Source organism: Tabrizicola sp. T46 (assembly GCF_057219895.1).
Genome location: NZ_JBXVVV010000001.1, coordinates 1,138,472 through 1,161,881 on the forward strand (window position 1 = coordinate 1,138,472; position 23,410 = coordinate 1,161,881).

A 23,410-nucleotide genomic window follows, 5' to 3' on the forward strand; every position below is an offset into this window, starting at 1 on the left:
TCGATGACCGGCAAAATCGATAAGCGGGGTCTCGGTCGCGGCCTGTCGGCCTTGATGGCAGATGTCCATCTTGCAGGGCCGGACCAGGTTCCGTCGCTGCGCCGCGCGGAACTGCAGGTTCCTGTGGATCGGCTTGAGCCGAACCCGCAACAACCTCGTCTCGACTTCCAGAAGGCAGACCTCGAAAGCTTGGCCGATTCGATTCGCCAGAAAGGCGTGATCCAACCCTTGATCGTTCGCCGCAAACCCGGGCGAGATGTTTATGAGATTGTCGCCGGCGAACGAAGGTGGCGGGCTGCGCAGCTTGCACAATTGCACGAAGTCCCTGTCATCGTGCGGGACCTCAGCGATTCGGAGGTGCTGGAGGTTGCAATCATCGAAAACATTCAGCGGGCCGATCTGAATGCGATCGAAGAGGCGCTGGGCTTCCGCCAATTGATGACGCGATTCGGTCATACGCAGGAAAAGCTGGCTGAAGCGCTCAGCCGCAGTCGCAGCCATGTTGCGAATCTTCTTCGCCTGCTGACTTTGCCCACTGAAGTGCAAGATATGGTCCGGAATGGAACGCTGTCGGCAGGACATGCCCGTGCACTGATCGGAAGCACGAATGCGGCAGACCTCGCCCGCCAGGTCGTGGCAAAAGGCCTGTCCGTACGCGAAACCGAACGCTTGGTGAAAGTAACGGCTACGCTCAGGCCGCCCGTCACGAAGAGGACCAGGGCAGCGGAAAAGGATGCTGACACCCGCGCACTGGAGGCGGATCTATCCGCCAACCTTCGGATGGGAGTCCGGATCGACCACGAGGCCGGAAAGGAAAGCGGACAGTTGTCGATCAGCTATGCGACACTTGATGATCTCGACATGTTGTGCCGCCTGCTTTCTCGCCTACCTGATCTGGCAGACAAGGATGACGATTAAGCGCAATTGCGATCTGCAAGAAGCCTGCCCAGGATCGCGTTTAGCATGATTACACCGCTGTTGGTCGCTCGGATGAGATCATTCTCGTGTTCCAGAAAACCAAGCTGGACGAGATCCGTAATGGCGGTAATTGACAGCGATTCTCCTGCCAGTCCGGCAAAACGAGAAAGCGAAGCGCCCTCGCGCAGACGCATGGCGAACATGAGGTATTCGATGGCCCGGTCCCCCGCCGCAAGACGCTCGACCGTCTCGGCTGCGCCAGGTCGTGACAAGGTGCGCTCCAGCCACTTTCCCGGAGTCCGCTCCGCCTCGGTCGCGAATCGAACAGATTCGAGAGTCAGCCTGCCGTGTGCGCCAGGACCGATCCCGGCATAGTCACCCATCCTCCAGTAGATCAGGTTATGCCGTGATTCGTCACCCGGTCTTGCGTGATTCGAAACCTCGTAGGATGGCAACCCTGCCTCAGCCGTCACTTCCTGCGTCAGTTCGAACATGTCGGCAGCTAGGTCTTCTTCAGGCAAGCCGTGGAGGAGGTTTCTCGCGTGCATCTGACCGAAAACCGTGCCGTCCTCGATTGTCAGTTGGTAAAGGGACAGGTGCGAGGTCCCAAGGTCCAGTGCCCGGCGCAACTCGTCCCGCCAGGCAGAGAGGGTCTGGTCCTGCCGCGCGTAGATAAGGTCAAACGAAACCCGGTCGAACACAGACTTGGCCATGTCAATCGCCGCCCGTGCCTCTTCGACCGAATGCATCCGTCCAAGGCGGCGCAAATCACCTGCATCAAGGGATTGAATTCCAAGGGAAACCCGGTTCACCCCGGCGCGCGCGTAACCCTCGAACCGGAAAGCTTCAACCGAACCGGGGTTCGCTTCCAGCGTGATCTCGACATCATTGGCCAGCGTCCACGTGGCCCGCACCCGGTCCAGGATACCCTGAACCGTGGTTGCCTCCATCAAGGAAGGTGTTCCGCCGCCGAAGAACACGGTGTTGAGGACTCGGCCTTCTGTCAGGGCACCGACACGGTCGATCTCGGCCTCGAACGCGGACAACCATTTGGACTGGTCGATCTTCGCCGCGACATGGCTGTTGAAGTCGCAGTAAGGGCATTTCGACTGGCAGAATGGCCAGTGAAGATACAGGCCAAAGCCAGCGTGCCGCCAGTCATCCATCAGGGAACAGGGCCGCCACCATCTGGGAGAACGCCATCGCGCGATGCGAAAGGCGGTTCTTTTCCCAACGATCCATCTCGCCAAATGTCTGGGAATACCCGTCGGGCAGGAAGATCGGATCAAAGCCGTGGCCCTGGCTACCCCGCCCCGGCCAGACCAATCGGCCGCTTACTTTTCCTTCAAAAACAGTATCTTGACCATCCGGTGCGGCCAGTACCAGCGTACAGCAGAACTGCGCGCGGCGAGGCTCGGGTGCCTTGATCGCCTCAAGCTCACGCCAGACGCGTTCCATCCCGACATGGAAGTCCCGACCCTTCGAGGTTGTCGCCCAGTCTGCAGTAAAGACGCCCGGCGCACCGCCAAGGGCATCGACCGCAAGCCCCGAGTCGTCTGCCAGCGCGACAAGCCCGGTCGCCTTCGCGGCCGCATGGGCCTTCAGCCTTGCATTGCCGACAAAGGTGGTTTCCGTCTCGTTCGGCTCAGGCAAGCCCAGATCGGCCGCGCCGACGACCTCCACGTCAAACGGGCCAAGAAGATCAGCAATCTCTTCCAGCTTGCCGCGATTGTGCGTCGCGACCAGAAGGCGATCCCCGCGCTTCAGCATCAGCCGCCAAGCGCCTCGCGCTGCGCGGCGACAAGGGCTGCATTTCCGGCGCGTGCAAGGTCGAGAAGCTGCAAAAGTTCATCCTGGCTAAAGGCAGAGCCCTCAGCTGACATTTGCACCTCAATCAGCCGCCCGCCGCCAGTCATCACGAAGTTTCCGTCCGTTCCCGCCGCCGAATCCTCAAGATAGTCCAGGTCCAGCACTGGCTGACCTGCATAAACACCGCAAGACACGGCGGAGACATGATCAAGGATAGGGTCGCTTGTCACCAAACCCGAAGCCAGAAGCTTGTTCGCTGCCAGACGCAACGCGACCCAGCCGCCGGTGATCGACGCACAGCGCGTCCCACCATCAGCCTGGATCACGTCGCAATCAATGACGATCTGCCGCTCACCCAGCGCCTGCCTGTCCACTCCCGCGCGCAGGGCACGGCCGATAAGCCTTTGAATCTCCTGAGTGCGCCCGGACTGCTTTCCTGCCGCCGCCTCACGCCGGGTGCGCGAGTTCGTGGCGCGCGGCAGCATTCCATATTCCGCGGTGACCCAGCCCTGGCCAGTGTTCTTCAGGAATGGCGGGGCCTTGTCCTCAATGGTGGCAGAACACAGCACATGTGTCTCGCCCATTCGGATAAGACACGATCCCTCAGCATGCTTCATCACACCGGTTTCGATTGAAACCGCCCGAAGATCGCTTAACTTTCTGCCTGACGGGCGCATTACCGGACCTTTCGCTGGAATGCGGCCACATATGCAACCACTGGCTTGGGATGCAACCCCGATTACCATGACAACCCCGCAGCCAATTCTTTCCGACATGAACGACCGAACGCGTGAAGTGTTTCGTCGCGTTGTTGAAGGCTATCTGACTTCAGGCGAGCCAATTGGGTCCCGGACGCTTACACGGACCTTGTCCGAAAAGGTTTCCGCCGCAACGGTGCGGAATGTCATGCAGGACCTGGAATATCTTGGTTTGCTGGACAGCCCGCATGTGTCGGCGGGACGTATACCCACGCAGATGGGGCTGCGCATGTTCGTGGACAGCTTGCTGGAAGTGGGGCAGGTCGCGCCCGAGGATCAGGAAAAGATCGATGCAACTCTGGGCGTTAACGACCACGACGTCACGACGCTTCTGGATGAGGTGGGCGCGGCGCTTTCGGTGATTACTCGGGGAGCTAGCGTCGTGCTGGCTCCAAAGCGCGAGGCGGCGATCCGGCACATCGAATTCGTAAGCCTGGGTGCTGACCGTGCACTGGTGGTGCTGGTTTTTGCCGACGGCCAAGTGGAGAATCGGGTCTTCGTGCCACCTCCGGGGCAGACACCCTCGTCGATGCGTGAAGCGGCCAATTTTCTCAATGCTCTCGCAGAAGGGCTGACGCTGTCGGAATTGCGGGCGCGCATCGTGTCTGAAATCGCGAAGCGGCGGCAAGAGATCGACACGCTGGCAGGAGAACTGGTCGAAAGCGGCCTCGCATTATGGGAAAATGCTGGTGAGCCTTCAGAGCGACTGATCGTCCGCGGCCGCTCAAATCTGATTGATGGCGTCGCGGATCAAGCCGAGATCGACCGAATCCGGGTGCTCTTCGATGACCTCGAGCGCAAGCGGGATATTGCCGAGTTCCTGAACCTGACCGAGGAGGGCGAAGGCGTTCGGATTTTTATTGGCTCGGAGAACAAGCTTTTCTCACTTTCCGGTTCAAGTCTGGTGGTTTCTCCCTATATGAACGCTGATCGAAAGATCATCGGCGCGGTGGGCGTCATCGGTCCGACCCGGCTGAACTATGGCCGCATCGTGCCGATCGTCGATTACACCGCCCAGCTGGTGGGCCGCCTGGTCAGTGACCGCGGCAAGGGCTGAAAAGGAAGCGTGGATGTCGCAGGAAGAAACCACCACCGCACAGGTGGAGCTTGAAGAGCTTGATACCCTCGAAGTCGATGAGCTTGAGGTCCTGAGGGCCGAGCGCGATGAGCTTCGCGACAAGTTCATGCGCGTGCTGGCCGAGGCAGAGAATTCGCGCAAGCGGGCCGAGCGTGACCGTAAAGAGGCCGAAATGTACGGCGGCACGCGTCTCGCGCGCGATTTGCTGCCGGTCTACGACAACCTGAACCGCGCGATCCAGGCGATCCCGGAAGAAAGCCGCGCCGCCAGCGCCGCGCTGATCGAAGGCGTCGAGCTTACCCTGCGCGAGCTGTCCAACGTGATGACCAAGCACGGGGTCACCCCGATCTCGCCGGCCATTGGCGATGCCTTCGACCCGCAACTTCACCAGGCGATGTTCGAGGCTCCGCTTCCGGGCACCAAGGCGGGGCAGATCATCCAGGTGATGACCGAAGGCTTCCTGCTGCATGACCGCCTGCTGCGCCCGGCACAGGTGGGGGTCTCATCGACCGTGGGCTAATGCGTAGGGTGCGCTACAGCGCACCTGACGACAAACCCTTGAGTTCGTAGACAAGTCTTAGTGCCTCCATCGGAGTCAACTCGTCCGGGTGAACGCCCTTGAGGCGTGCCTCCACCGCAGAAGACCGGGACGGTGCCGCGGCGGGCGCTGTCGGCGCAGCGCGGAAGAGCGGTAGGTCATCGATCAGCGTGGCCTGCTTGCCCCCTTCGCGATCCCCCTTTTCCAGCGCATCCAGCACCACCTTGGCCCGCTCGATGACGCTTTGCGGCAGGCCGGCCAACTTGGCCACTTGCACGCCGTAGCTTCGGTCCGCCGCCCCTTCGCGCACCTCGTGCAGGAAGATGACCTCGCCGTCCCATTCCTTGACTGCAACCGTCGCGTTCTTCACCCCCGGCAGCTTTCCTGCAAGCGCCGTCATCTCGTGATAATGCGTGGCGAAGAGGGCCCGGCACCGGTTCACCTCGTGCAGGTGCTCCAGCGTGGCCCAGGCGATGGACAGCCCGTCATAGGTCGCGGTGCCCCGCCCGATTTCGTCCAGGATCACAAGCGCGCGGTCGTCGGCCTGGTTCAGGATCGCCGCCGTCTCCACCATTTCGACCATGAAGGTCGACCGCCCGCGTGCAAGATCGTCCGAAGCACCGACCCGGCTGAAAAGCTGCGAGACAAGGCCGATCCGGGCGCTGGTCGCCGGGACGTGGGACCCGGTTTGCGCAAGCAGCGCAATCAGTGCGTTCTGGCGAAGGAATGTCGATTTCCCCGCCATGTTCGGGCCGGTCAGAAGCCAGATGGCAGAGGTATCCTTGGTCGAAAGCGTGCAGTCGTTGGCTACGAAAGGCTGGCCCTCGCGCCGAAGTGCCCGTTCGACAACTGGGTGACGGCCAGCCGTGATCTCGAATGCCCGGCTGTCGTCCACCACGGGTGCGCACCAGTTTTCCTCAGCCGAAAGATCTGCAAAAGCGGCGGCAAGGTCGATTTCGGCCAAGGCGCGCGCCGCCAGCGAAATGGGAGCGGATTCGTCCAGAATTCGGGCTTTCAGGCTTGAATAGTGACGTTTTTCGATCTCAAGCGCATGGTTGGCCGAGTTCAGGATCCGCGTTTCCAGATCCGACAGGGCAAGGGTGGTAAAGCGAACCTGTCCGGCGGTGGTCTGTCGGTGGATGAAAAGCTCCGGCATTCCCCGCATGCGGTCTTCATGCGTCGTCGTCGTCTCGATGAAGTAACCCAGCACGTTGTTGTGCTTGATCTTCACGCTCTGGATGCCCGTCGCTTCGATATACTCCGCCTGCATCCGGGCGATGACCCCTCGACCTTCGTCGCGCAGACTGCGCGTCTCATCGAGTTCCGGGTCATAGCCTGGCGCGATGTAACCGCCGTCACGTGCCAGAAGCGGCGGTTCTGCCACCAGCGCCGCTGTGAGAAGACTGACAAGATGGCCATGACCCAGCAGGGCCTGCCCTGCGTCGGCCAGCAGCGGTGGCGCCCCCTCCAGCATCTCGGCAATCCGGCCCGCCTGTTCCAGCCCTGCGCGGATCGCCGCCATGTCCCGCGGGCCGTCGCGGTCAAGGGCAAGCCGGGACAGCGCACGATCGATGTCGGGTACCCGCCGCAAGGCATCCCGCAGCCGGTCACGCAGCGACGGAGCCTCAAGGAGATAGCCCAACGCCGCTTGCCGCGCATGGATCACCGCGAGGTCCAACGAGGGCGAAGACAACCGCCGTTCCAGCAGTCGCGCCCCGCCGGCCGTCACCGTGCGGTCGATCGCTGCAAGAAGTGACCCCTCGCGCCCACCCGACAGCGCCTGCGTCAGCTCCAGGTTTCGCCGCGTGGCTGCGTCGATCTGCATGACCCCGCCAAGCGCCTCACGCACCGGGGCGGACAGGCGGGGCAGCTTGCCCCTTTGCGTCAGGTGCAGATAGTCAACCAGCGCCCCCATCGCCGAAACCTCGGCGCGGTCAAAGGCGCCAAACCCGTCCAGTGAGGCGACACCGAACATCTCGCACAGGCGCTTTTCCGCGTTGGTGGAATCAAAGCTGCCACGCGCCAGCGGTGTGATCGAAACCCCGGTTTCGGCAATGTTAGAGACGATTTCATACTCCCGGGCCTCGCTCAGCAACAGTTCACGAGGGGCAATCCGGGCAAGGTCCGGGCCAAGGCGGACGGGGCCGGACGGCATCACCCGAAACTCTCCGGTTGAGATGTCGACCCAGGCGATTGCCGCGGCCTCGCGCACTTCGGCATAAGCCGCCAGGAAGTTGTGCCGGCGTGCCTCAAGGAGTGAATCCTCGGTCAGTGTGCCTGGCGTGACCAGACGCACCACGTCACGGCGGACGACCGACTTCGACCCCCGTTTCTTTGCCTCGGCCGGATCCTCCAGCTGCTCGGCAATCGCGACGCGGAAACCCTTGCGGATTAACGTCAGGAGGTAACCTTCGGCCGCATGGACCGGCACGCCGCACATCGCGATGGGCTCGCCAAGGTGAAAGCCCCGCTTGGTCAGCGCGATGTCGAGCGCGGCGGCGGCGGCGACCGCGTCGTCGAAGAACATCTCGTAGAAATCGCCCATCCGGTAGAACAGAAGCGCACCGGGATTCTGCGCCTTGATCTCCAGATACTGCGCCATCATCGGCGTCACGGCGTCGTCGGTCACGGCTGTCCCCCAAGGCTGGCAGAAGCCTACACTGCAGACATGGGGCCTTTCAACCGGTAGGGGCCTCGGGGTCAATCAACCCCTGCATCTTGAGCTCATGCCACAGCGCGCCGGGAATCGGCAGCGCCATGTTCGCGGCATTCTGTGTTACCTGTGCTGCCGAAACCGCGCCGGGGATAACCGAGACCACCGCCGGATGCAGCAGCGGAAACTGGAGCGCCGCTGCCGCCAGCGTCACGCCATGGCGCTGGCAGGCGGCCTCAATCGCTTTCGCCTTCCCGACCATCTCAGGCTCGGCGGGTCGGTAGGCATACATCACCCCCGGCGCCGAAGGGTTGGCGAGGAGACCCGATGCGAAGGGCGCACCGATCACCACCTTGATCCCGCGCCGCAGGCAATCCGCCATCGGACCATGCAGCGCGGCCTGATCCGCCAGCGTGTAGGGCAGGGCGACCAGGAAGAAATCCACGTCGATCCACGGCGCAAGTGCCGTGAAGTCGGCAAGGGTGTTCATCCCCATGCCCACAGCCGAAATCTCGCCTTCGGCCTTCATCCGGTGAAGCCACGCAAGGCCAGATCCGGTCAAGGCATTCATGTGCCCGCCAAAGGCTGCCCCGTGATAGTCGCGATCAAGGTCATGGATGATCAGCGCGTCAACCACCGGCTGCCCAAGCCGCAACCGGCTTTGCGCCAGCGACGCCGCGAATCCTTCGGCCGAATAGTCGTAGCGGACAGAGAAGTTCAGCCCGCCCTTCCAGTTGACGCGCCCGTCCTGTCCCCGTGGCGCCGGGTCATAGACCCGACCTACCTTGGTCGAGATCACCACCTGATCCCGCGGCCAGTCGCGCAGTGCACTGCCCAGCCGATGCTCGGCCAGCCCGTGGCCATACCAGGGCGCGGTGTCGAAGTAGCGGACTCCGGCGGCCCATGCGGCGGCAAAAGTCTCCTGTGCCTCGGTCTCGGAGTAGAGCGCGAAGATGTTGCCCAGCGACGCCGTGCCCATGCCAAAGCGCGGCCAGGCTTCCGGAAACCGTGGGGCAGGGGGCGCGACGACCGTCACAGCACGTACCGCGAGATATCGGCAGACCGCGCCAGCGCCCCCAGATTCGTCTCTACAAAGGCCGAATCCACGGTCACCGACTGCCCGCCTCGGTCTGGTGCGCTAAAGGAAAGCTCTTCGAACACCCGTTCCATGACCGTGTACAGACGCCTTGCCCCGATGTTCTCCACCGCACGGTTCACCTCGGCCGCGATCCGCGCAAGGGCTGTGATCCCGTCCGGGGTGAAGGTTACCTTGACATCCTCTGTCGCCATCAAGCCGGCATATTGCCGTGTCAGAGCGTTCTCCGTCTCAGTCAGGATGCGCACGAAATCCTCTTCCGACAGGGGCGCGAGTTCCACCCGGATCGGCAAGCGCCCCTGTAGCTCGGGTAACAGGTCCGAAGGTTTGGCGATGTGGAACGCCCCCGATGCGATGAAGAGGATATGGTCGGTCTTGACCGGCCCATGTTTGGTGGAAACCGTGGTGCCCTCGATCAGGGGCAAGAGGTCGCGCTGCACGCCTTCGCGGCTGACATCGGCCCCTCGCGCCTCGCTCCGGGCGCAGATCTTGTCGATCTCGTCCAGAAAGACGATCCCGTTCTCCTGCACCGCTTCCAGCGCCGCGGCCTTCACTGCCTCATCGTCAAGCAGCTTGTCGGCCTCCTGCCCGATCAGCACGTCATAGCTTTGGGCCACCGTCATCCGCTTGCGGCTGGTGCGGCCGCCGAAGGCTTTGAACAGGTCCTGCAGCCCCTGCATCTGCTGTTCCATCCCGGGCATGCCAAAGCCCATCGGCATCGGTGCGGTCTCGGCGACATCGATCTCGATCATCGTGTCGTCAAGCTCGCCCCGTCGCAGTTTGCCGCGGAACAGTTCGCGCGTCTGTTCCCGCGCGTCCTTTCCGGCCAGCGCGTCGACCACCCGGTCTTCCGCCCCGCGGCGGGCCTTGTCGCGCACCTCTTCCCGCATCCGGGCGCGGGTGTCGTTGATCGCCACGTCCACCAGATCACGGATGATGCTGTCGACATCGCGCCCGACATAGCCGACCTCGGTGAACTTCGTCGCCTCGACCTTGAGAAATGGCGCCTTCGCCAGTTTCGCCAGACGGCGGCTGATCTCGGTCTTCCCAACGCCGGTGGGCCCGATCATGAGGATGTTCTTCGGATAAACCTCCTCACGCAGGTCATCGCCCAGGCGCTTGCGCCGCCAGCGATTGCGCAGCGCCACTGCCACGGCCCGCTTGGCATCGCGCTGGCCAATGATGAAACGGTCAAGTTCCGAGACAATCTCGCGGGGGGTAAGGTCGGTCATTCGGTCGATCCGTACGGGGGAAGGCGGTCCTTGCCTGGGAAGCTCGGGAGTACACCCATCAGCCAGCCGCGCAGCTGCACCCACCAGGTGCCGATGGCGGTAATGAATGCGCCGAGCAGGAGCAGAATGAAAATCCACTGCGTACCGTCGCCATCGCCCATCACCCAAGCGATGACGATCGCGATATAGGCAATGGCAGCGGTCAGGAAGCTGCGACGATCGATCACCAGCGCAAGAACGGTAATCAACACCAGGGCGATCGCCAGAAGGCCTGTCCCGCCGCCATTCATCAGGGTGACGGCTACAGTATTCACCAGCGCCGGTGCAGCAAGGAGGTGGCACCAGAAGGCAGTGGCAGCATGGCGTCCCAGCCGATGGGGGTCCCGCGTATCGAACCACATCCCGACAAGAAAGGCCCCGATTCCGAAAACAAGCGTGGCGCCAGCGAAGGCGGGGCTTTCGGTCATGTCGAACAGAAGCTGGAAGTTTCCGGTGAAGGCCGGAGCAAGAGTCGCGGCCGAGGCGGTCAGCGAGTAGATGACACCAAGGATCGCAGCACCGGCAAGAAACGCCGAAAAGGGCAGGCGGAAATGCCGATACCACAGGATCATCGCAAGCGCTGACAGACCAAAGCCCGCAACGAGGGTGAGGCGCTCGTCAAGCCCGGAGCGCGTGACAAGAGTGAAGGCGAACACCACAATTCCCGCACCGTATGCGGTGGCAAGGACCATGGATGGAAGGGTCATGCGGCGCTGCAACGTGAAGTATCCGGCCCACCACCAGGCGATCCCCGCTGTTGCCAGTGGAACCAGTGTCAGAAGGGCAAATCCCCCGAAGACCGTCAGCAGCGCGGTGGCGCCCGTCAGCAGGATGACAAGTCCGATGGAAATGAAGATTTCCGAGAAGCCGCGGAAGAACTCGAAAGGTTCGTCTTCTGCCGGAAGGCCGGCGCGCTTGCCCGCACGGCTGTTGGCAAGCGCATTCAGCGACGCCGCCTGCGCTTCTGTCACGATCCCGGCGGCAACGGCGGCGCGAAGGTCATCGGGGGTCATTTCCGGATCGTCTCCACGGTCAGGTTGCCGTTGGTATACACACAGATGTCGGCTGCGATCGCCATCGCGCGGCGGGCGATCACTTCCGCCGGCAGGTCGGTCGCCATCAACCCGCGCGCTGCAGCCAGCGCGAAGTTCCCGCCCGACCCGATGGCGGCCACGTCATGCTCCGGCTCCAGCACGTCGCCCGCACCGGTGATGACGAAAAGCGCCTCGCCGTCGGTGACGATCAGCATCGCCTCGAGGTTCCGCAAGTACTTGTCCATGCGCCAGTCCTTGGCGAGGTCGACACATGCGCGCGCCAACTGGCCCGGCGCGGCCTCCAGCTTCTTTTCCAGCCGTTCCAGAAGGGTGAACGCGTCCGCAGTCGACCCGGCAAAGCCGCAGACCACGTCCTTGCCGCCCGGGGAAAGCCTCCGCACCTTCCGCGCCGTGCCCTTGATCACCGTCTGGCCCAGCGACACCTGCCCATCGCCTGCCACCACAACCTCGCCGCCCCGGCGCACCGCAAGGATCGTTGTGCCATGCCAGCCAGGGAATTTGTCGTCAGCCATCGGGACCTCCGTTTGCCCCTATATGGCGACGCCGTCCGAAGCCCGCAAATGAAAACGCCCGCAGCCTTGCGGCGCGGGCGTTCGGGTAACCTTTGGCCGGGATTAGCGGCGCAGGCCCAGACGGGTGATCAGCGTGGTATACCGCGCTTCGTCCGTCTTCTTGAGGTAGTCCAGAAGCTTGCGGCGCTGGGCGACCAACATCAGCAGGCCACGACGCGAATGGTTGTCGTTCTTGTGGCCCTTGAAGTGCTCGGTCAGCGTGGCGATACGCGAAGACAGGATCGCAACCTGAACTTCCGGCGAGCCGGTGTCGTTCTCCTTGGTCGCGTATTCCTTGATCAGCTTCGCCTTTTCTTCAACCGTGATCGACATCGGGATCTCCTGTTCAAAAGGGTCATGGCACAGGCCGGGATGTCGTCCAGCAAGGCCCTTGGAGTGGTCCGCTTCTTGCGGATGGCGGCTCATACGGGGATTCGCCTGAAAAGGAAAGGGGTTATGGCCGAACGCGGCACGCCTCCGGCGCGTTAGACGCGCAAGACACCGTTAACCAACTTTGCAGATTCCCCTGCCGCAGCCTCAGCGGCTGCTTCTTGATGGGGTCGGATCATGCTAGGGTGTCGCGGTCTTTTCCCTGTCGGCTCAGACACTTAGGTCAAGATTTGGTTAACGGCGGTCCGCCGGAGGGGGTCAGGCGTGCTTGCACTTCTAGGTCTGTTCGGCGTCTTCGCTGCCGGCGTCGCTGCAGATGCAATCCTGTCGGCCCGCGATACCTCCACTGAGGATGATGACCCCACGCCCGAAGGTGACCAAGACAAGGATTTCGCAAACGGCGACCTCCTGAAGCATGATCCGTTGGAAGGGCTTCCCCATTCAGACGACAGTGACGATCCGGCACCCGAAGATGTCCGGATTAAGGGAAGCGACACGGCCGAGCATCTTTCGGGTGAAAACGGCAACGACAGCATCCTTGCCGAAGGCGGCGATGACCTGATCGACGGCCGCGCCGGGGACGACCTTGTCGATGCCGATACCGGGAACGACGCGGCCTGGGGCGGCGAAGGTGACGACACTCTCCTCGGCGGCCTGGGCGACGACAGCCTCCAGGGTCAGGATGGGAACGATCTTCTTGTCGGGGGGGAGGGTGACGACAACCTCCTTGGCCACGCGGACGACGACACGTTATTCGGTGAAGCGGGGAACGACACCCTTCTTGGCGGCGCGGGACAGGACTCGCTTGCCGGCGATGAAGGTGACGATTGGCTGGCCGGCGGTGAGGGAGACGACAGTCTTTCAGGGGGTGCGGGTGCTGATACGCTGGATGGCAATGCCGGTGATGATTTGCTTTCCGACATCGACGGCACGACCGATGACTCCAGCCCCGACTTCCTGAATGGGGGAACGGGGAATGACACGCTGGTTCCGGGTTCAGGCGACCATGCTTTCGGCGACGCGGGAGAGGATGATTTCATCATCCATGACTGGCTGCGTGAAGGGGGGGTCGCCCATGTGTCAGACTATGACTCCGCCCTCGACAAGCTGGTCGTGATCTATGACCCCGCTGTCCACCCAGACCCCATCCTGTCGCTCGAAGTCACACCCGACGGTGCAGAAAGCACACTTCTTCTCGACGGCACGCCCCTGGCAACCGTGCGCGGCGACATCGTCGATCTTGCGGATATCGAGCTGCGCGCCGCCTGACCCTACCAGGCAACCGGCTGTTGGTCATAACCCACGTAAAGCGGGTGGCGCGGCTGTCCCTGCCCCGTAAGCCCCAGGTGCGTTAGCCGCGCGCCTGCCTTTCGCAGCATTTCGTGCACCGCCTCGCCCCGGTCCATGTACAGCCCATGATTGCCCCAGGCGCAGACCACCGTATCGGCCCAAGGCACACTGGTCAGGATCGCCGCATCGTTGTCAGGCCCGATCGGGTCAGCCGCGGCGCGCATCACCCGCGGGTCCGTCGCACGAAAGGCGAAGATGTTCGTCACCCGGAAAGCCCCGAACCCCAGCGCCCGCGCCCGCCTCTCACACCGCTCGACCGTTGGGTCGTTCTGCACCTCGGTCGCCGTCGATGGGTTCAGCATCACGAACAGCGCCTTCGGCCCCGGCGCCCAGACCCGCGTCAAGAGATAGCGATAGCGTTCGCAGTCGGAATAAGCCGCCTCGGACACCGCGTCACCCTTGGTGAAACCTTTCCTGATCATCCCCGCTCCCTGCCCGCATCCTTGCATCGCGCCTCCTTCCCCGCTAGCACGGGCGCGCGACTTCCAGGAGACGGTGATGGACGGGATCGACACGCTCAAGGGCAAATATCTGGCCGCCGTGGCCGGTGCCACCGATGAATCCGCCTTGGAAGAAGTCCGCGTTGCCGCGCTTGGCAAGAAGGGCGAGATCAGCGCCCTGATGGCCACCCTCGGCAAGATGGAGCCCGAGGCGCGCAAGGCCGCCGGTGCCAGCCTGAACGCGCTTAAGGACGAGATTGACGCCGCCCTCCGCGCCCGCAAGGCCGGCCTCGCCGATGCCGCCCTTGACGAACGGCTGAAGTCCGAATGGCTCGACGTTACCCTTCCCGGCCGCCCGCGCCCGCGCGGCACCATCCATCCCGTCTCCCAGGTGATGGAGGAACTCACGGCCATCTTCGCCGACATGGGCTTTGCAGTCGCCGAAGGCCCGCAGGTCGAAAGCGACTGGTACAACTTCGACGCCCTGAACATCCCGCCGGAACACCCTGCCCGGCAGGAACATGACACCTTCTTCATGCACCGCGCCCCGGGCGACAACCGCCCGCCGCATGTCCTGCGCACCCATACCAGCCCGGTCCAGATCCGCGCGATGATGGAACAGGGCGCGCCGATCCGCGTCATCGCCCCGGGCAGGGTCTACCGGATGGACATGGACCAGACCCATACGCCGATGTTCCACCAGGTCGAAGGTCTGGCGATCGACCGCAACATCAGCATGGCCAACCTGAAATGGTGCCTCGAGGAATTCTGCCGCGCCTTCTTCGAGGTGCCTTCGGTCGAACTCCGCTTCCGCGCCAGCCATTTCCCCTTCACCGAACCCTCTGCCGAGGTCGACATCCGCTACTCGAACGTCGGTGGTCAGCTGAAGATTGGCGAAGGCGACAAGTGGATGGAAATCCTCGGCTCGGGCATGGTGCACCCCAAGGTGCTGCAAGCGGCGGGCGTTGACCCGACCCAATGGCAGGGCTTTGCCTTCGGCATGGGCATCGACCGCATCGCCATGCTGAAATACGGCATCCCGGACCTGCGCGCCTTCTTCGAGGCTGATCTCCGCTGGCTGCGCCACTACGGCTTCTCCGCCCTGGACGTGCCGGACCTCGCGGGCGGTCTGTCGTCGTAAGGGCCCGGGCGATGTCCGATCCACACGACGAAGACCTCGCCGCCCGTAAGCACACCGCCGCGCACGACCCTGCCTTTCCCGCCCGGCGCGAGGAAGCCTACTCTGCCATCCTCTCCGCACTCCGTAGCGTCCTGGAACCCGAAGGATATGCGCTGAAGGGCAGCACCTTCAGCCGCACCACCCCCGGTGGGAAGTCCGCCGTTCACCTCCAGCGCAGCCGCTACGGCTGGGACGCGCAGATAGTCCTGCGCTTCGTCACGCCCGACGGAGACGCGTCGAACCACCCCGACTGGCCGAAGGACGAAGATCTCACACTCTGGCACTTTGCAGCCGATCTTCCGTATGAGCCGGGAACTCTCGCCTTCGTCGATGTGCTCGAGAACCCCGAAACGCTTGCCCTGGCGCTCGACCTCCTCGCCACCCGCGCGCTCCCCTGGCTGGACGCCCTCCACGACGCCTAGGCCCTCCGTTCCGTGCAAGCATCCCCGCCGAAGGCCCCGTCCTTCGGCCCAACTGCCTGTTGCCACCCGCCACCCATCCCCCTAGCCTGACGGTCAAAGCGAAAGGCCCCCCGCGATGAACGACCACGTCTCCACGCATCAGGCGGAAGAGGACGTCCGCAACGACAGCATCCTGATCTGGGTCGACGGCGCGTTGAAACCCAAGGCGCAGGCGGTGGTCAGTGTCTACGATTCAGGCTTCATGCTTGGGGATGGGGTCTGGGAGGGCATCCGCCTCTACAACGGCCGCTGGGCTTTCATCGATGAACACATCGACCGGCTGTTCGAGGCGGCAAAGGCCATCGACCTCGATATCGCGCGGACCAAGGATCAGATCATTTCCGCCGTGTTAGAGACACAGAAGGCCAACGGCATGACCACCGATGCCCATTGCCGCCTGATGGTGACGCGGGGGGTCAAGACCCGGCCCTTCCAGAACCCGCGCCTCAGCCAGCAGGGCCCGACCATGGTGATCATCATGGAGCACTCGCGCCCCAACCTGCCCCGCCCGATCACGCTGGCGACCGTCCCGCACCTGCGCGGTCTGCCGATGACGCAGGACCCCAAGCTCAATAGCCACTCCAAGCTGAACTGTATCCTCGCCTGCATCGCCGCGCAAAAGGCCGGCGCGGACGAGGCGCTGATGCTGGATGTCCATGGCTTCGTGAACACCACCAACGCCTGCAACTTCTTCATCGTCCGCAAGGGGCAGGTATGGACCAGTACAGGTGACTACTGCATGAACGGGATCACCCGCCAGAAGGTCATCGACCTCTGCCGCACGAACGGCATCCAGGTTTTTGAACGCAACTTCTCTCTCGTCGACACCTACTCCGCCGATGAGGCCTTCCTCACCGGCACCTTCGGCGCGCAGACGCCCGTTGGTGTCATCGACGGGCGCACCATCGGGACCGGACAGATGGGGCCCATAACCGAACGCCTGCGCGGACTTTACAAACAGCTGGTAGGGGCCTGAGCCATGCAGAAGCTTGACCGCTCCCTTCATTTGACGCGAAGCACCTTTTTCCGCGCAGAGGACTGCGATCTTTCCGATCTCGCCGCCCTGTGCGAAGCGCCGACCGACCCCGCTGACTGGCCACTCGCCGACCGGGTCGAGAAGGGCGTACTGATCTACGACTGCCCGGCCCTTCTGCCTCGTCTCGATGACCCCGCCTTTGCGGACACGCTGATGGCGGAATGGGCCGAAGCTCTGGCGAATGGCCCCGGAGTTCTCGTCCTTTCTGGTGCGGAACCGGATCACGCGATGATCGACCGCGCCTCTGACCTCTTCCGCGACCTGATCGACCGCCAGAACCGCGAAGGCACCGGGGGTGGTGATCATTTCGCGAAACCCGGCGCGAATGACCGCCTCTGGAACTCGCTCGAAAAGCACTGCATCGCCGACCCGGAAAACTTCGCCCGCTACTACGCGAACCCGTTCCTTGCGCTGGTCAGTCAGGCCTGGCTCGGCCCCTACTACCAGATGACCGCGCAGTTGAATGTCGTGAACCCAGGGGGGGCGGCACAAAGCCCGCACCGCGACTACCACCTCGGCTTCCAATCGGCCGAAGCGGTCGCCCGCTACCCTCGGCATATCCATCTCTTTTCGCCTATGCTCACGCTTCAGGGCGCCGTCGCCCATGTCGACGCAAGCATCGAGGCCGGGCCGACACTCCTTCTTCCGCATAGCCAGAAGTACCCGGCGGGCTACCTAGCCACCTCGCGCCCGGATTTCCGTGACTACTTCCTCGCCCGCGCCGTGCAATTGCCCCTGAAGAAGGGCGATATGCTCTTCTTCTCCCCCGCGCTTTTCCACGCCGCCGGGACGAACCGCACCAAGGACGTCAGGCGGATGGTCAACCTCTTCCAGGTCTCCTCCGCCTATGGCCGGGCGATGGAATCGATCAACCGCACCCGCATGGTCAAGGCGCTTTATCCCGCGCTCCTGTCGCTGAACCTGAGCGACCGCCAGGGTGCCAACGCCATCGCTGCCACGGCCGAGGGATACAGCTTTCCCACCAACCTCGACAGCGACCCGCCGCTTGGCGGCCTTGCTCCGAAGACCCAGGCCGCACTGGTCCACGAGGCGCTGGCTGCACGCTGGACGCCGGAAGCCCTGAACGCTGCGCTCGATGCCCAGGAAGCGAAACGACTGCCATGAAGATTGCCATGTGGTCCGGCCCCCGAAACCTGTCGACAGCAATGATGTACAGCTTCGCCGCCCGCCCAGACTGTGCCGTCTGGGATGAACCCTTCTACGCAGCTTATCTGGCTGAAACCGGCATCGACCACCCGATGCGGGAAGAAGTCATCGCGGCCGGGATTTCCGATCCCGCCAAGGTCGCGGCCCACTGCATCGGCAGCAATCCCGACGCAAAGCCACTCTGGTACCAAAAGCACATGACCATGCATATGGTGCCGTCCTTCGACCGCGGGTTCCTGCGTCACCTGACGAACGCCTTCCTGATCAGGCACCCCGCCCGCGTTGTCGAAAGCTACTCGAAAAAGCGGGAATCGCCTTCCCTGGCCGACCTTGGCTTTCTTCAGCAGGCCGAGCTTTTCGATCAGGTCGCCGACATGACTGGTTCGGCACCGCCCGTCGTGTCCGCCGAATCCATCCGCCACGATCCGCGCAGGGCTTTGTCGCGGCTTTGCGCTGCCCTAAACATCCCCTTCACCGATGCCATGCTGGGCTGGCCGCCCGGACCCAAACCCTACGACGGGGTCTGGGCACCGCATTGGTACAACGCCGTTCATGCCTCAACCGGCTTTGGCGATCCCGAAGGCCCCTTGCCGGCCCTTGATGCCGACGGTCAGCGCCTCGTCGAGGCCGCCTGGCCGGCCTATACCAGGCTTGCAGCCCTAGCCATCTGATCGGTACCCATGCGTCATCTCGCTCTCGCCCTGGTAGTCCTTTCCGCACCGGCTGTGGCCCAGCCCTCGCTCTTTGATGCGACGGCAGGACTGGAGTTCTTTCCCTGCGAACAGTCCTCGCTCAGCTGCACTACCTTGACGATGCCGCTTGACCATCAGGCGAACGATCCGACCAGAACGATCGACATAACCTTCGCGTTGTCCTTCGCTACCGTCGAAAGCAAGGGGATACTGTTCTATTTCGTTGGCGGTCCGGGCGGTTCAGGCCTCGCCTCCGCAGAAAGCTACCTGTCCTCGTTTGACGAACGGCTCACCCAGTACATGGACGTCGTCTTCGTGGATCAGCGCGGCACCGGTCCTGTCCATGGACTGGCCTGCCCGGTCGCCCAGGCGGCTTTCGATACACTGACAGTAAATCTTGCCGACGCCGAGGCAGCAAAGGCTGCTGCTCGGGCCTACGCTTTCGATTGTGTGGCCGAGCTTGGGCGCGATGATCTCTTGCCAGTCGTGAATTCCGACCAGGCGATACGTGATGTTGAAGCTTTCCGTCAGGCCATCGGCGGACCCAAGGTGTGGCTCTACGGTGAAAGCTACGGCACGCAATTCGTCCAGGCTTACTCCACCCAGTACCCCGAAGCCGTGAAGGGCGTCGTGATTGATGGGGTGGTAGATCTCAACCTCGATTCAGAGGGCTTCTACCGCCGCTATGTACTCGCTTCCGAACGATTGCTGGCTGACACGTTCGTCGCCTGCAACAGACTTGCGGAATGCGCCGCCGACATGGGAGAAGACGCGGCTGCTGCCTATGATCGTCTGGCCGCCCGCCTTGAAGACGCTGCGATAACGGTTGCGCTGACGCTGTCCGACGGATCAACCGCAGAGCGCGAACTGACGCTGGCGCTTCTGGAGGCGAACGCCTTCTACGCCCTCTATTCGCAAGAAGGCCGGGCAGGCTTTCTTCGGGGCCTGGCAGCGGCCAACCGCGGCAATCTCGTGCCGATGCTGCACCTTGGCTATTCAAACATGTACATTGATCCGGAAACCGAGGTCGGGCTTCAGGACCCGGGCTGGTTCGCTGCCGCGTACTACGCCATCACCTGCACCGACTATTCCAGCGGACCCGGAAGCCCAGACGAGCGTGCGGATGCGATCATCGCCGAAGCCCGCTCCCTTGCCCCGCAAGCGCCACGGCTCCTGCGGTCCTACTACATCGAGCGTCTGGCCTGTGCATTCTGGCCGCACCAGGGGCCGTCCAGCCGCCCCGCACCCTATGCGGGCGGTGACTGGCCGACACTGGTGCTCAATGGGATCGCCGATCCGATCACGCCGGCCTCGATGGCATATTCCGTCTTCGATTCAGCGCGGAACGCCTGGTCGGTGACGATGATCAATGGTCCTCACGTAATCTGGGGGCGCGGCCTAAATTGTCCGGATGGCCTCGTCTATGACCTGATCATCGACGGCATTTCACCGCCAGCGCGTGAATTGCAGTGCGAACAGGATTTCCTCGGCGATTACACCCCGTTGCAGCTGACCGATCCCTCAGAGATGGCGGACCCGGTTCAGGTTGCGCGCGCAGTCGATACCGAGCTTTACCAGAACATCCCCCTATCCGGCTGGGATATGGTTGAACCGCTCACCGTCGGCTGCGATTTCGGCGGCACCATAAGGGCCGAAGTCGCTGACGACGGCTCCACCAACTATACCTTCTCAGGCTGCCGTCTCTGGGCCGACCTTGTCATCAGCGGTACCGGCGTCGAACGAAATCTGGGGGATTCTACAGACCGTATGGTCCTGTCCCTCCAGGCCACCGGCCGGCATTCGGGTGACATCGTCTACAGCTTGAGCATACCCAACGGGGCATGGAGCATAGAAGGCAATTGGGATGGTCGGCCCGCGGCGCTGTCGCGCAGCGAACTGTAAGGACTTACCGCTTGGCCACGCGCGCGTTCCGGGTCGCGATCAGCTTCAGCCGCAGCGCGTTCAACCGGATGAAGCCCTCGGCATCCTTCTGGTCATAGGCGCCGGCATCTTCCTCGAAGGTGACGTGCTTTTCGCTGTAAAGGCTGTGGTCCGACCAGCGTGCAACAGTGGCGGCGCGGCCCTTGTAAAGCTTGACCCGCACCGTCCCGGTCACATGCTCCTGCGTCTTGTCGATCAGCGCCTGCAGCGCCTCCCGCTCCGGGCTGAACCAGAAGCCGTTGTAGATCAGTTCCGCATAGCGCGGCATGATCGAATCCTTCAGGTGCCCGGCACCCGCGTCCAGCGTGATCTGCTCGATCCCCCGGTGCGCCTCCATCAGGATCGTCCCGCCGGGCGTCTCATAGACCCCGCGGCTCTTCATGCCGACAAAGCGGTTCTCCACCAGGTCCAGCACGCCCACGCCATGCTTGCCGCCGATCTCGTTCAGCTGGGTCAGGATCGTTGCGGGGCTCAGCCGCTCACCGTTGATCGCAACGGCATCGCCCTTCTCGAAGGTGATCTCCACCATTTCGGCCTGATCCGGGGCCTCTTCCACCGGAACCACCCGCTGCAGGACGTAATCCGGGAACTCCTCGCCCGGGTTCTCCAGCACGCGGCCCTCGGACGAGGTGTGCAGCAGGTTCGCATCGACGCTGAACGGCGCCTCGCCCCGCTTGTCCTTCGCGATCGGGATCTGGTTCGCCTCGGCAAACTCCAGAAGCTTTGTCCGGCTGGTCAGGTCCCACAGCCGCCAGGGCGCAATCACCTTGATTGCGGGGTCCAAAGCCGCCGCCGACAGCTCGAACCGGACCTGGTCATTCCCCTTGCCCGTCGCCCCATGCGCCACCGCATCGGCGCCCGTTTCATGCGCGATCCGGACAAGGTGCTGCGAAATCAGCGGCCGGGCGATCGAGGTGCCCAGAAGATACAGCCCCTCATACAGCGCATTGGCCCGGAACATCGGGAAGACGAAGTCCCGCACGAACTCTTCCCGGACATCGACGATATGGATGTTCTCCGGCTTGATCCCCATCAGAAGCGCCTTCTGACGCGCCGGTTCCAGCTCTTCCCCCTGGCCGAGATCGGCGGTGAAGGTCACCACCTCGCAGCCGTATTCGGTCTGCAGCCATTTCAGGATGATCGAGGTATCAAGACCGCCCGAATAGGCGAGGACGACTTTCTTCGGCTTCAGCATGGCGGTCTCCAGCGGCGTTTGGCAGGCGATTAATGGGAAACCGCCGCAAGGGCAAGCAATGCCCTGTGCCCGCTACAATCACGGCATGCAAAGGCATTCCTTGCCACGGAAGGCATCCTCCGGCATCTGGAAGGGATGACACGGTTCTCTGACGCTGCCCGCCAAACCACCGCTGCCCTGCGCGCGCTTTTCCCTGAAACGCCGCTGCAGCGGAACGATCACCTGTCGGCCCGCTACGGCGCCGAGATCTTCCTGAAGCGCGAGGATCTTTCCCCCGTCCGCAGCTACAAGCTGCGCGGGGCCTTCAACGCGATGCGCAAGGTCCGGGCCCGGCGGCCCGACCAGCGCGAATTCGTCTGCGCCAGCGCCGGCAACCATGCCCAGGGTGTGGCCTTCGCCTGCCGCCACTTTGGCGTCCATGGCACGATCTTCATGCCCGTCACCACGCCGCAGCAGAAGATCGACAAGACCCGCATGTTCGGCGGGGACCAGATCACCATCGAACTGACGGGCGACTATTTCGACCAGACCCTTGCCGCGGCTCAAACCTTCTGCACGGAAAAGGGCGCGCATTTCCTGTCACCCTTTGATGATCCCGACGTGATCGAGGGTCAGGCCAGCGTCGCCGTCGAGATGCTCGATCAGCTTGGCCGCGCGCCGGACCTCGTGATCCTGCCGGTCGGGGGTGGCGGGCTTTCCTCGGGCGTGACGGGCTATCTGCGCGAGGTGGCTCCAAAGACCGGCTTCCGTTTCGTCGAACCCCTCGGCGGTGCCAGCCTGACGGCGGCCCTTCGTGAAGGTGGCCCGGTTCGCCTGCCCCGGGTGAACAGTTTCGTCGACGGTGCCGCTGTCGCGCAGATCGGGGCCGCGAACTATGACCGCCTGTCATGGGTGCCGCGCGACCATGTGCTCCTGGCACCGGAAGACCGCATCTGCGTGACCATGCTGGAGATGCTGAACGTCGAAGGCATCGTGCTGGAACCCGCCGGGGCGCTCGCGGTCGATGCCTTGCCGGAGCTGGCGGACGAGATCCGGGGCAAGACCGTGGTCTGCGTCACGTCGGGCGGGAACTTCGATTTCGAACGCCTGCCCGAGGTGAAGGAACGCGCCCAGCGTTATGCGGGACTGAAGAAGTACTTCATCCTGCGCATGCCACAGCGGCCCGGGGCGCTGCGGGAATTCCTGAACCTTCTGGGGCCGAACGACGACATCACCCGCTTCGAATACCTGAAGAAATCCGCGCGCAACTTCGGGTCCGTGCTGATCGGGATCGAGACCAAGCAAGCCGACGGGTTCCGCCAGTTCACCGACAGGATGGACGCGGCGGGGTTGGCATTCCGTGACATCACGTCGGATGAGGCGCTGGCCGAATTCCTGATCTAGGCGCTTCAGGCAGCGGTATCCTTCGCGAAACGGCCCAAGAGCAGCCCGTCCAACAGCGCCGCACGCGAGACCCGATAGACCGCCGCGACAGCAGCCGTGTCGACCTCGGCCGCGAAACCCGTGGCTGCCTTCCGTTCGCCGCTTTGGCAGATGGCGGCAAGGTCGCTGAGGCCAAGGTTCAGCGCACTGCCCTTCAGAAAATGCAGCTGTCCTTCCACCTCATCCGGCGCGGGGCCTGAGATAAGCGTCTGCACCGTCGCCTCGGCCTCTTCCAGGAACATTTCGGCCACCTCGGCAAAGCCGTCGGCGCCGATCTCTGTTCGCAATTCCTCAACCCTTTTCCAGTCAATCATGGCATCGCGTCCCCCTGAACACCCGAACCCGCACTCTGCCCTGAATGCCGTTAACAATTGATGGGCCAAGGCGGGCAGGCTTTGGGCAATCGTTG

The 23,410-nt window shown here is 63.2% G+C and carries 23 protein-coding genes; 11 read left to right on the plus strand and 12 right to left on the minus strand.

Translation table 11 applies throughout. The features are described from left to right. Positions 1–3: 3 nt before the first annotated feature. Positions 4–918 carry a ParB/RepB/Spo0J family partition protein gene (locus AC2D9V_RS05645; RefSeq protein ID WP_484713045.1) on the plus strand — a complete coding sequence of 305 codons (915 nt, stop codon included), beginning with the start codon at positions 4–6 and terminating at the stop codon, positions 916–918. Here AC2D9V_RS05645 and hemW read toward each other — a convergent pair. Genes hemW through rph form a run of 3 tightly spaced genes read right to left on the minus strand, consistent with a single transcriptional unit; the run spans position 915 to position 3,404 of the window. Further along, a complete protein-coding gene (gene hemW / locus AC2D9V_RS05650; RefSeq protein ID WP_484713046.1) occupies positions 915–2,084 on the minus strand; it encodes a radical SAM family heme chaperone HemW in 1,170 nt (389 codons plus the stop codon). The genes AC2D9V_RS05645 and hemW overlap by 4 nt on opposite strands. After that, entirely contained in the window at positions 2,077–2,688 is a 612-nt protein-coding gene (gene rdgB, locus AC2D9V_RS05655) for an RdgB/HAM1 family non-canonical purine NTP pyrophosphatase (RefSeq protein WP_484713047.1), read from the minus strand. Before rdgB ends, hemW begins: the two co-directional genes overlap by 8 nt. Continuing rightward, positions 2,688–3,404 carry a ribonuclease PH gene (gene rph, locus AC2D9V_RS05660; RefSeq protein WP_484713048.1) on the minus strand — a complete coding sequence of 239 codons (717 nt, stop codon included), beginning with the start codon at positions 3,402–3,404 and terminating at the stop codon, positions 2,688–2,690. The genes rdgB and rph overlap by 1 nt, the downstream gene beginning before the upstream one ends. 67 nt (positions 3,405–3,471) lie before the next feature. Between rph and hrcA the strand changes: the two genes are divergently transcribed. Continuing rightward, positions 3,472–4,542, plus strand: a complete 1,071-nt coding sequence (gene hrcA / locus AC2D9V_RS05665; protein ID WP_484713049.1) for a heat-inducible transcriptional repressor HrcA — start codon at positions 3,472–3,474, stop codon at positions 4,540–4,542. Positions 4,543–4,555: 13 nt separating this feature from the next. Beyond that, positions 4,556–5,083, plus strand: a complete 528-nt coding sequence (locus AC2D9V_RS05670) for a nucleotide exchange factor GrpE (protein WP_484713050.1) — start codon at positions 4,556–4,558, stop codon at positions 5,081–5,083. A gap of 13 nt (positions 5,084–5,096) precedes the next feature. Here AC2D9V_RS05670 and mutS read toward each other — a convergent pair whose 3' ends face one another. The 6 genes from mutS to rpsO form a co-directional block, all read right to left on the minus strand. Next, the gene (mutS, locus tag AC2D9V_RS05675) at positions 5,097–7,730 is read right to left on the minus strand and encodes a DNA mismatch repair protein MutS (RefSeq protein WP_484713051.1); all 2,634 of its coding nucleotides are present in this window, start codon (positions 7,728–7,730) and stop codon (positions 5,097–5,099) included. Positions 7,731–7,779: 49 nt separating this feature from the next. Then, complete coding sequence (locus AC2D9V_RS05680; RefSeq protein ID WP_484713052.1) at positions 7,780–8,733, minus strand: aldo/keto reductase; 954 nt, start codon at positions 8,731–8,733, stop codon at positions 7,780–7,782. A 53-nt stretch (positions 8,734–8,786) separates the two neighbouring features. Then, positions 8,787–10,082 carry an ATP-dependent protease ATPase subunit HslU gene (hslU, locus tag AC2D9V_RS05685; protein ID WP_484713053.1) on the minus strand — a complete coding sequence of 432 codons (1,296 nt, stop codon included), beginning with the start codon at positions 10,080–10,082 and terminating at the stop codon, positions 8,787–8,789. Then, positions 10,079–11,134: a hypothetical protein gene (locus AC2D9V_RS05690; protein ID WP_484713054.1), complete on the minus strand. Its 1,056-nt coding sequence runs from the start codon at positions 11,132–11,134 to the stop codon at positions 10,079–10,081. The genes hslU and AC2D9V_RS05690 overlap by 4 nt, the downstream gene beginning before the upstream one ends. Beyond that, complete coding sequence (hslV, locus tag AC2D9V_RS05695; protein WP_484713055.1) at positions 11,131–11,688, minus strand: ATP-dependent protease subunit HslV; 558 nt, start codon at positions 11,686–11,688, stop codon at positions 11,131–11,133. The genes AC2D9V_RS05690 and hslV overlap by 4 nt, the downstream gene beginning before the upstream one ends. Positions 11,689–11,790: 102 nt before the next feature. Beyond that, the gene (gene rpsO / locus AC2D9V_RS05700; protein WP_484713415.1) at positions 11,791–12,060 is read right to left on the minus strand and encodes a 30S ribosomal protein S15; all 270 of its coding nucleotides are present in this window, start codon (positions 12,058–12,060) and stop codon (positions 11,791–11,793) included. 321 nt (positions 12,061–12,381) lie between these two features. Here rpsO and AC2D9V_RS05705 point away from each other — a divergent pair, with 321 nt between their 5' ends. Further along, positions 12,382–13,386: a calcium-binding protein gene (locus AC2D9V_RS05705; protein WP_484713056.1), complete on the plus strand. Its 1,005-nt coding sequence runs from the start codon at positions 12,382–12,384 to the stop codon at positions 13,384–13,386. 2 nt (positions 13,387–13,388) lie between these two features. On the opposite strand, the gene AC2D9V_RS05710 is transcribed toward AC2D9V_RS05705, so the two are convergent. Further along, a complete protein-coding gene (locus AC2D9V_RS05710; RefSeq protein WP_484713057.1) occupies positions 13,389–13,889 on the minus strand; it encodes a DUF1643 domain-containing protein in 501 nt (166 codons plus the stop codon). Between the two features lie 85 nt (positions 13,890–13,974). Between AC2D9V_RS05710 and pheS the strand changes: the two genes are divergently transcribed. The 6 genes from pheS (at position 13,975) to AC2D9V_RS05740 (ending at position 20,345) form a co-directional block, all read left to right on the plus strand. Continuing rightward, a complete protein-coding gene (gene pheS, locus AC2D9V_RS05715) occupies positions 13,975–15,048 on the plus strand; it encodes a phenylalanine--tRNA ligase subunit alpha (RefSeq protein ID WP_484713416.1) in 1,074 nt (357 codons plus the stop codon). A gap of 11 nt (positions 15,049–15,059) precedes the next feature. Continuing rightward, complete coding sequence (locus tag AC2D9V_RS05720; RefSeq protein WP_484713058.1) at positions 15,060–15,509, plus strand: hypothetical protein; 450 nt, start codon at positions 15,060–15,062, stop codon at positions 15,507–15,509. Between the two features lie 115 nt (positions 15,510–15,624). Next, positions 15,625–16,524 (plus strand): D-amino acid aminotransferase, encoded by a 900-nt coding sequence (locus tag AC2D9V_RS05725; protein WP_484713059.1) that lies wholly within the window; start codon positions 15,625–15,627, stop codon positions 16,522–16,524. A gap of 30 nt (positions 16,525–16,554) precedes the next feature. After that, positions 16,555–17,709: a phytanoyl-CoA dioxygenase family protein gene (locus AC2D9V_RS05730; RefSeq protein ID WP_484713060.1), complete on the plus strand. Its 1,155-nt coding sequence runs from the start codon at positions 16,555–16,557 to the stop codon at positions 17,707–17,709. Continuing rightward, complete coding sequence (locus AC2D9V_RS05735) at positions 17,706–18,422, plus strand: sulfotransferase-like domain-containing protein (protein ID WP_484713061.1); 717 nt, start codon at positions 17,706–17,708, stop codon at positions 18,420–18,422. The genes AC2D9V_RS05730 and AC2D9V_RS05735 overlap by 4 nt, the downstream gene beginning before the upstream one ends. Positions 18,423–18,431: 9 nt before the next feature. Then, positions 18,432–20,345, plus strand: coding sequence for an alpha/beta fold hydrolase (locus AC2D9V_RS05740; protein ID WP_484713062.1), 1,914 nt, complete (start codon positions 18,432–18,434; stop codon positions 20,343–20,345). A 4-nt stretch (positions 20,346–20,349) separates the two neighbouring features. On the opposite strand, the gene AC2D9V_RS05745 is transcribed toward AC2D9V_RS05740, so the two are convergent. Continuing rightward, entirely contained in the window at positions 20,350–21,579 is a 1,230-nt protein-coding gene (locus tag AC2D9V_RS05745) for an argininosuccinate synthase (protein WP_484713063.1), read from the minus strand. A 135-nt stretch (positions 21,580–21,714) separates the two neighbouring features. Here AC2D9V_RS05745 and ilvA point away from each other — a divergent pair, with 135 nt between their 5' ends. Continuing rightward, the gene (gene ilvA / locus AC2D9V_RS05750) at positions 21,715–22,962 is read left to right on the plus strand and encodes a threonine ammonia-lyase IlvA (RefSeq protein ID WP_484713064.1); all 1,248 of its coding nucleotides are present in this window, start codon (positions 21,715–21,717) and stop codon (positions 22,960–22,962) included. Positions 22,963–22,967: 5 nt separating this feature from the next. Here ilvA and AC2D9V_RS05755 read toward each other — a convergent pair whose 3' ends face one another. Then, positions 22,968–23,315: an Hpt domain-containing protein gene (locus tag AC2D9V_RS05755; protein ID WP_484713065.1), complete on the minus strand. Its 348-nt coding sequence runs from the start codon at positions 23,313–23,315 to the stop codon at positions 22,968–22,970. Positions 23,316–23,410: the final 95 nt, after the last annotated feature.

Coding starts and splice junctions, on each gene's coding strand:
- rpsO (WP_484713415.1), bottom strand. CDS start 12,060: ATGTCGATCACGGTTGAAGAAAAGGCGAAGCTGATCAAGGAATACGCG.
- AC2D9V_RS05725 (WP_484713059.1), top strand. CDS start 15,625: ATGAACGACCACGTCTCCACGCATCAGGCGGAAGAGGACGTCCGCAAC.
- AC2D9V_RS05670 (WP_484713050.1), top strand. CDS start 4,556: ATGTCGCAGGAAGAAACCACCACCGCACAGGTGGAGCTTGAAGAGCTT.
- AC2D9V_RS05720 (WP_484713058.1), top strand. CDS start 15,060: ATGTCCGATCCACACGACGAAGACCTCGCCGCCCGTAAGCACACCGCC.
- AC2D9V_RS05755 (WP_484713065.1), bottom strand. CDS start 23,315: ATGATTGACTGGAAAAGGGTTGAGGAATTGCGAACAGAGATCGGCGCC.
- hemW (WP_484713046.1), bottom strand. CDS start 2,084: ATGGATGACTGGCGGCACGCTGGCTTTGGCCTGTATCTTCACTGGCCA.
- hslV (WP_484713055.1), bottom strand. CDS start 11,688: ATGGCTGACGACAAATTCCCTGGCTGGCATGGCACAACGATCCTTGCG.
- AC2D9V_RS05735 (WP_484713061.1), top strand. CDS start 17,706: ATGAAGATTGCCATGTGGTCCGGCCCCCGAAACCTGTCGACAGCAATG.
- AC2D9V_RS05740 (WP_484713062.1), top strand. CDS start 18,432: ATGCGTCATCTCGCTCTCGCCCTGGTAGTCCTTTCCGCACCGGCTGTG.
- AC2D9V_RS05745 (WP_484713063.1), bottom strand. CDS start 21,579: ATGCTGAAGCCGAAGAAAGTCGTCCTCGCCTATTCGGGCGGTCTTGAT.
- rdgB (WP_484713047.1), bottom strand. CDS start 2,688: ATGCTGAAGCGCGGGGATCGCCTTCTGGTCGCGACGCACAATCGCGGC.
- AC2D9V_RS05690 (WP_484713054.1), bottom strand. CDS start 11,134: ATGACCCCCGATGACCTTCGCGCCGCCGTTGCCGCCGGGATCGTGACA.
- rph (WP_484713048.1), bottom strand. CDS start 3,404: ATGCGCCCGTCAGGCAGAAAGTTAAGCGATCTTCGGGCGGTTTCAATC.
- hslU (WP_484713053.1), bottom strand. CDS start 10,082: ATGACCGACCTTACCCCCCGCGAGATTGTCTCGGAACTTGACCGTTTC.
- hrcA (WP_484713049.1), top strand. CDS start 3,472: ATGACAACCCCGCAGCCAATTCTTTCCGACATGAACGACCGAACGCGT.
- AC2D9V_RS05645 (WP_484713045.1), top strand. CDS start 4: ATGACCGGCAAAATCGATAAGCGGGGTCTCGGTCGCGGCCTGTCGGCC.
- AC2D9V_RS05710 (WP_484713057.1), bottom strand. CDS start 13,889: ATGATCAGGAAAGGTTTCACCAAGGGTGACGCGGTGTCCGAGGCGGCT.
- AC2D9V_RS05680 (WP_484713052.1), bottom strand. CDS start 8,733: ATGGGCACGGCGTCGCTGGGCAACATCTTCGCGCTCTACTCCGAGACC.
- ilvA (WP_484713064.1), top strand. CDS start 21,715: ATGACACGGTTCTCTGACGCTGCCCGCCAAACCACCGCTGCCCTGCGC.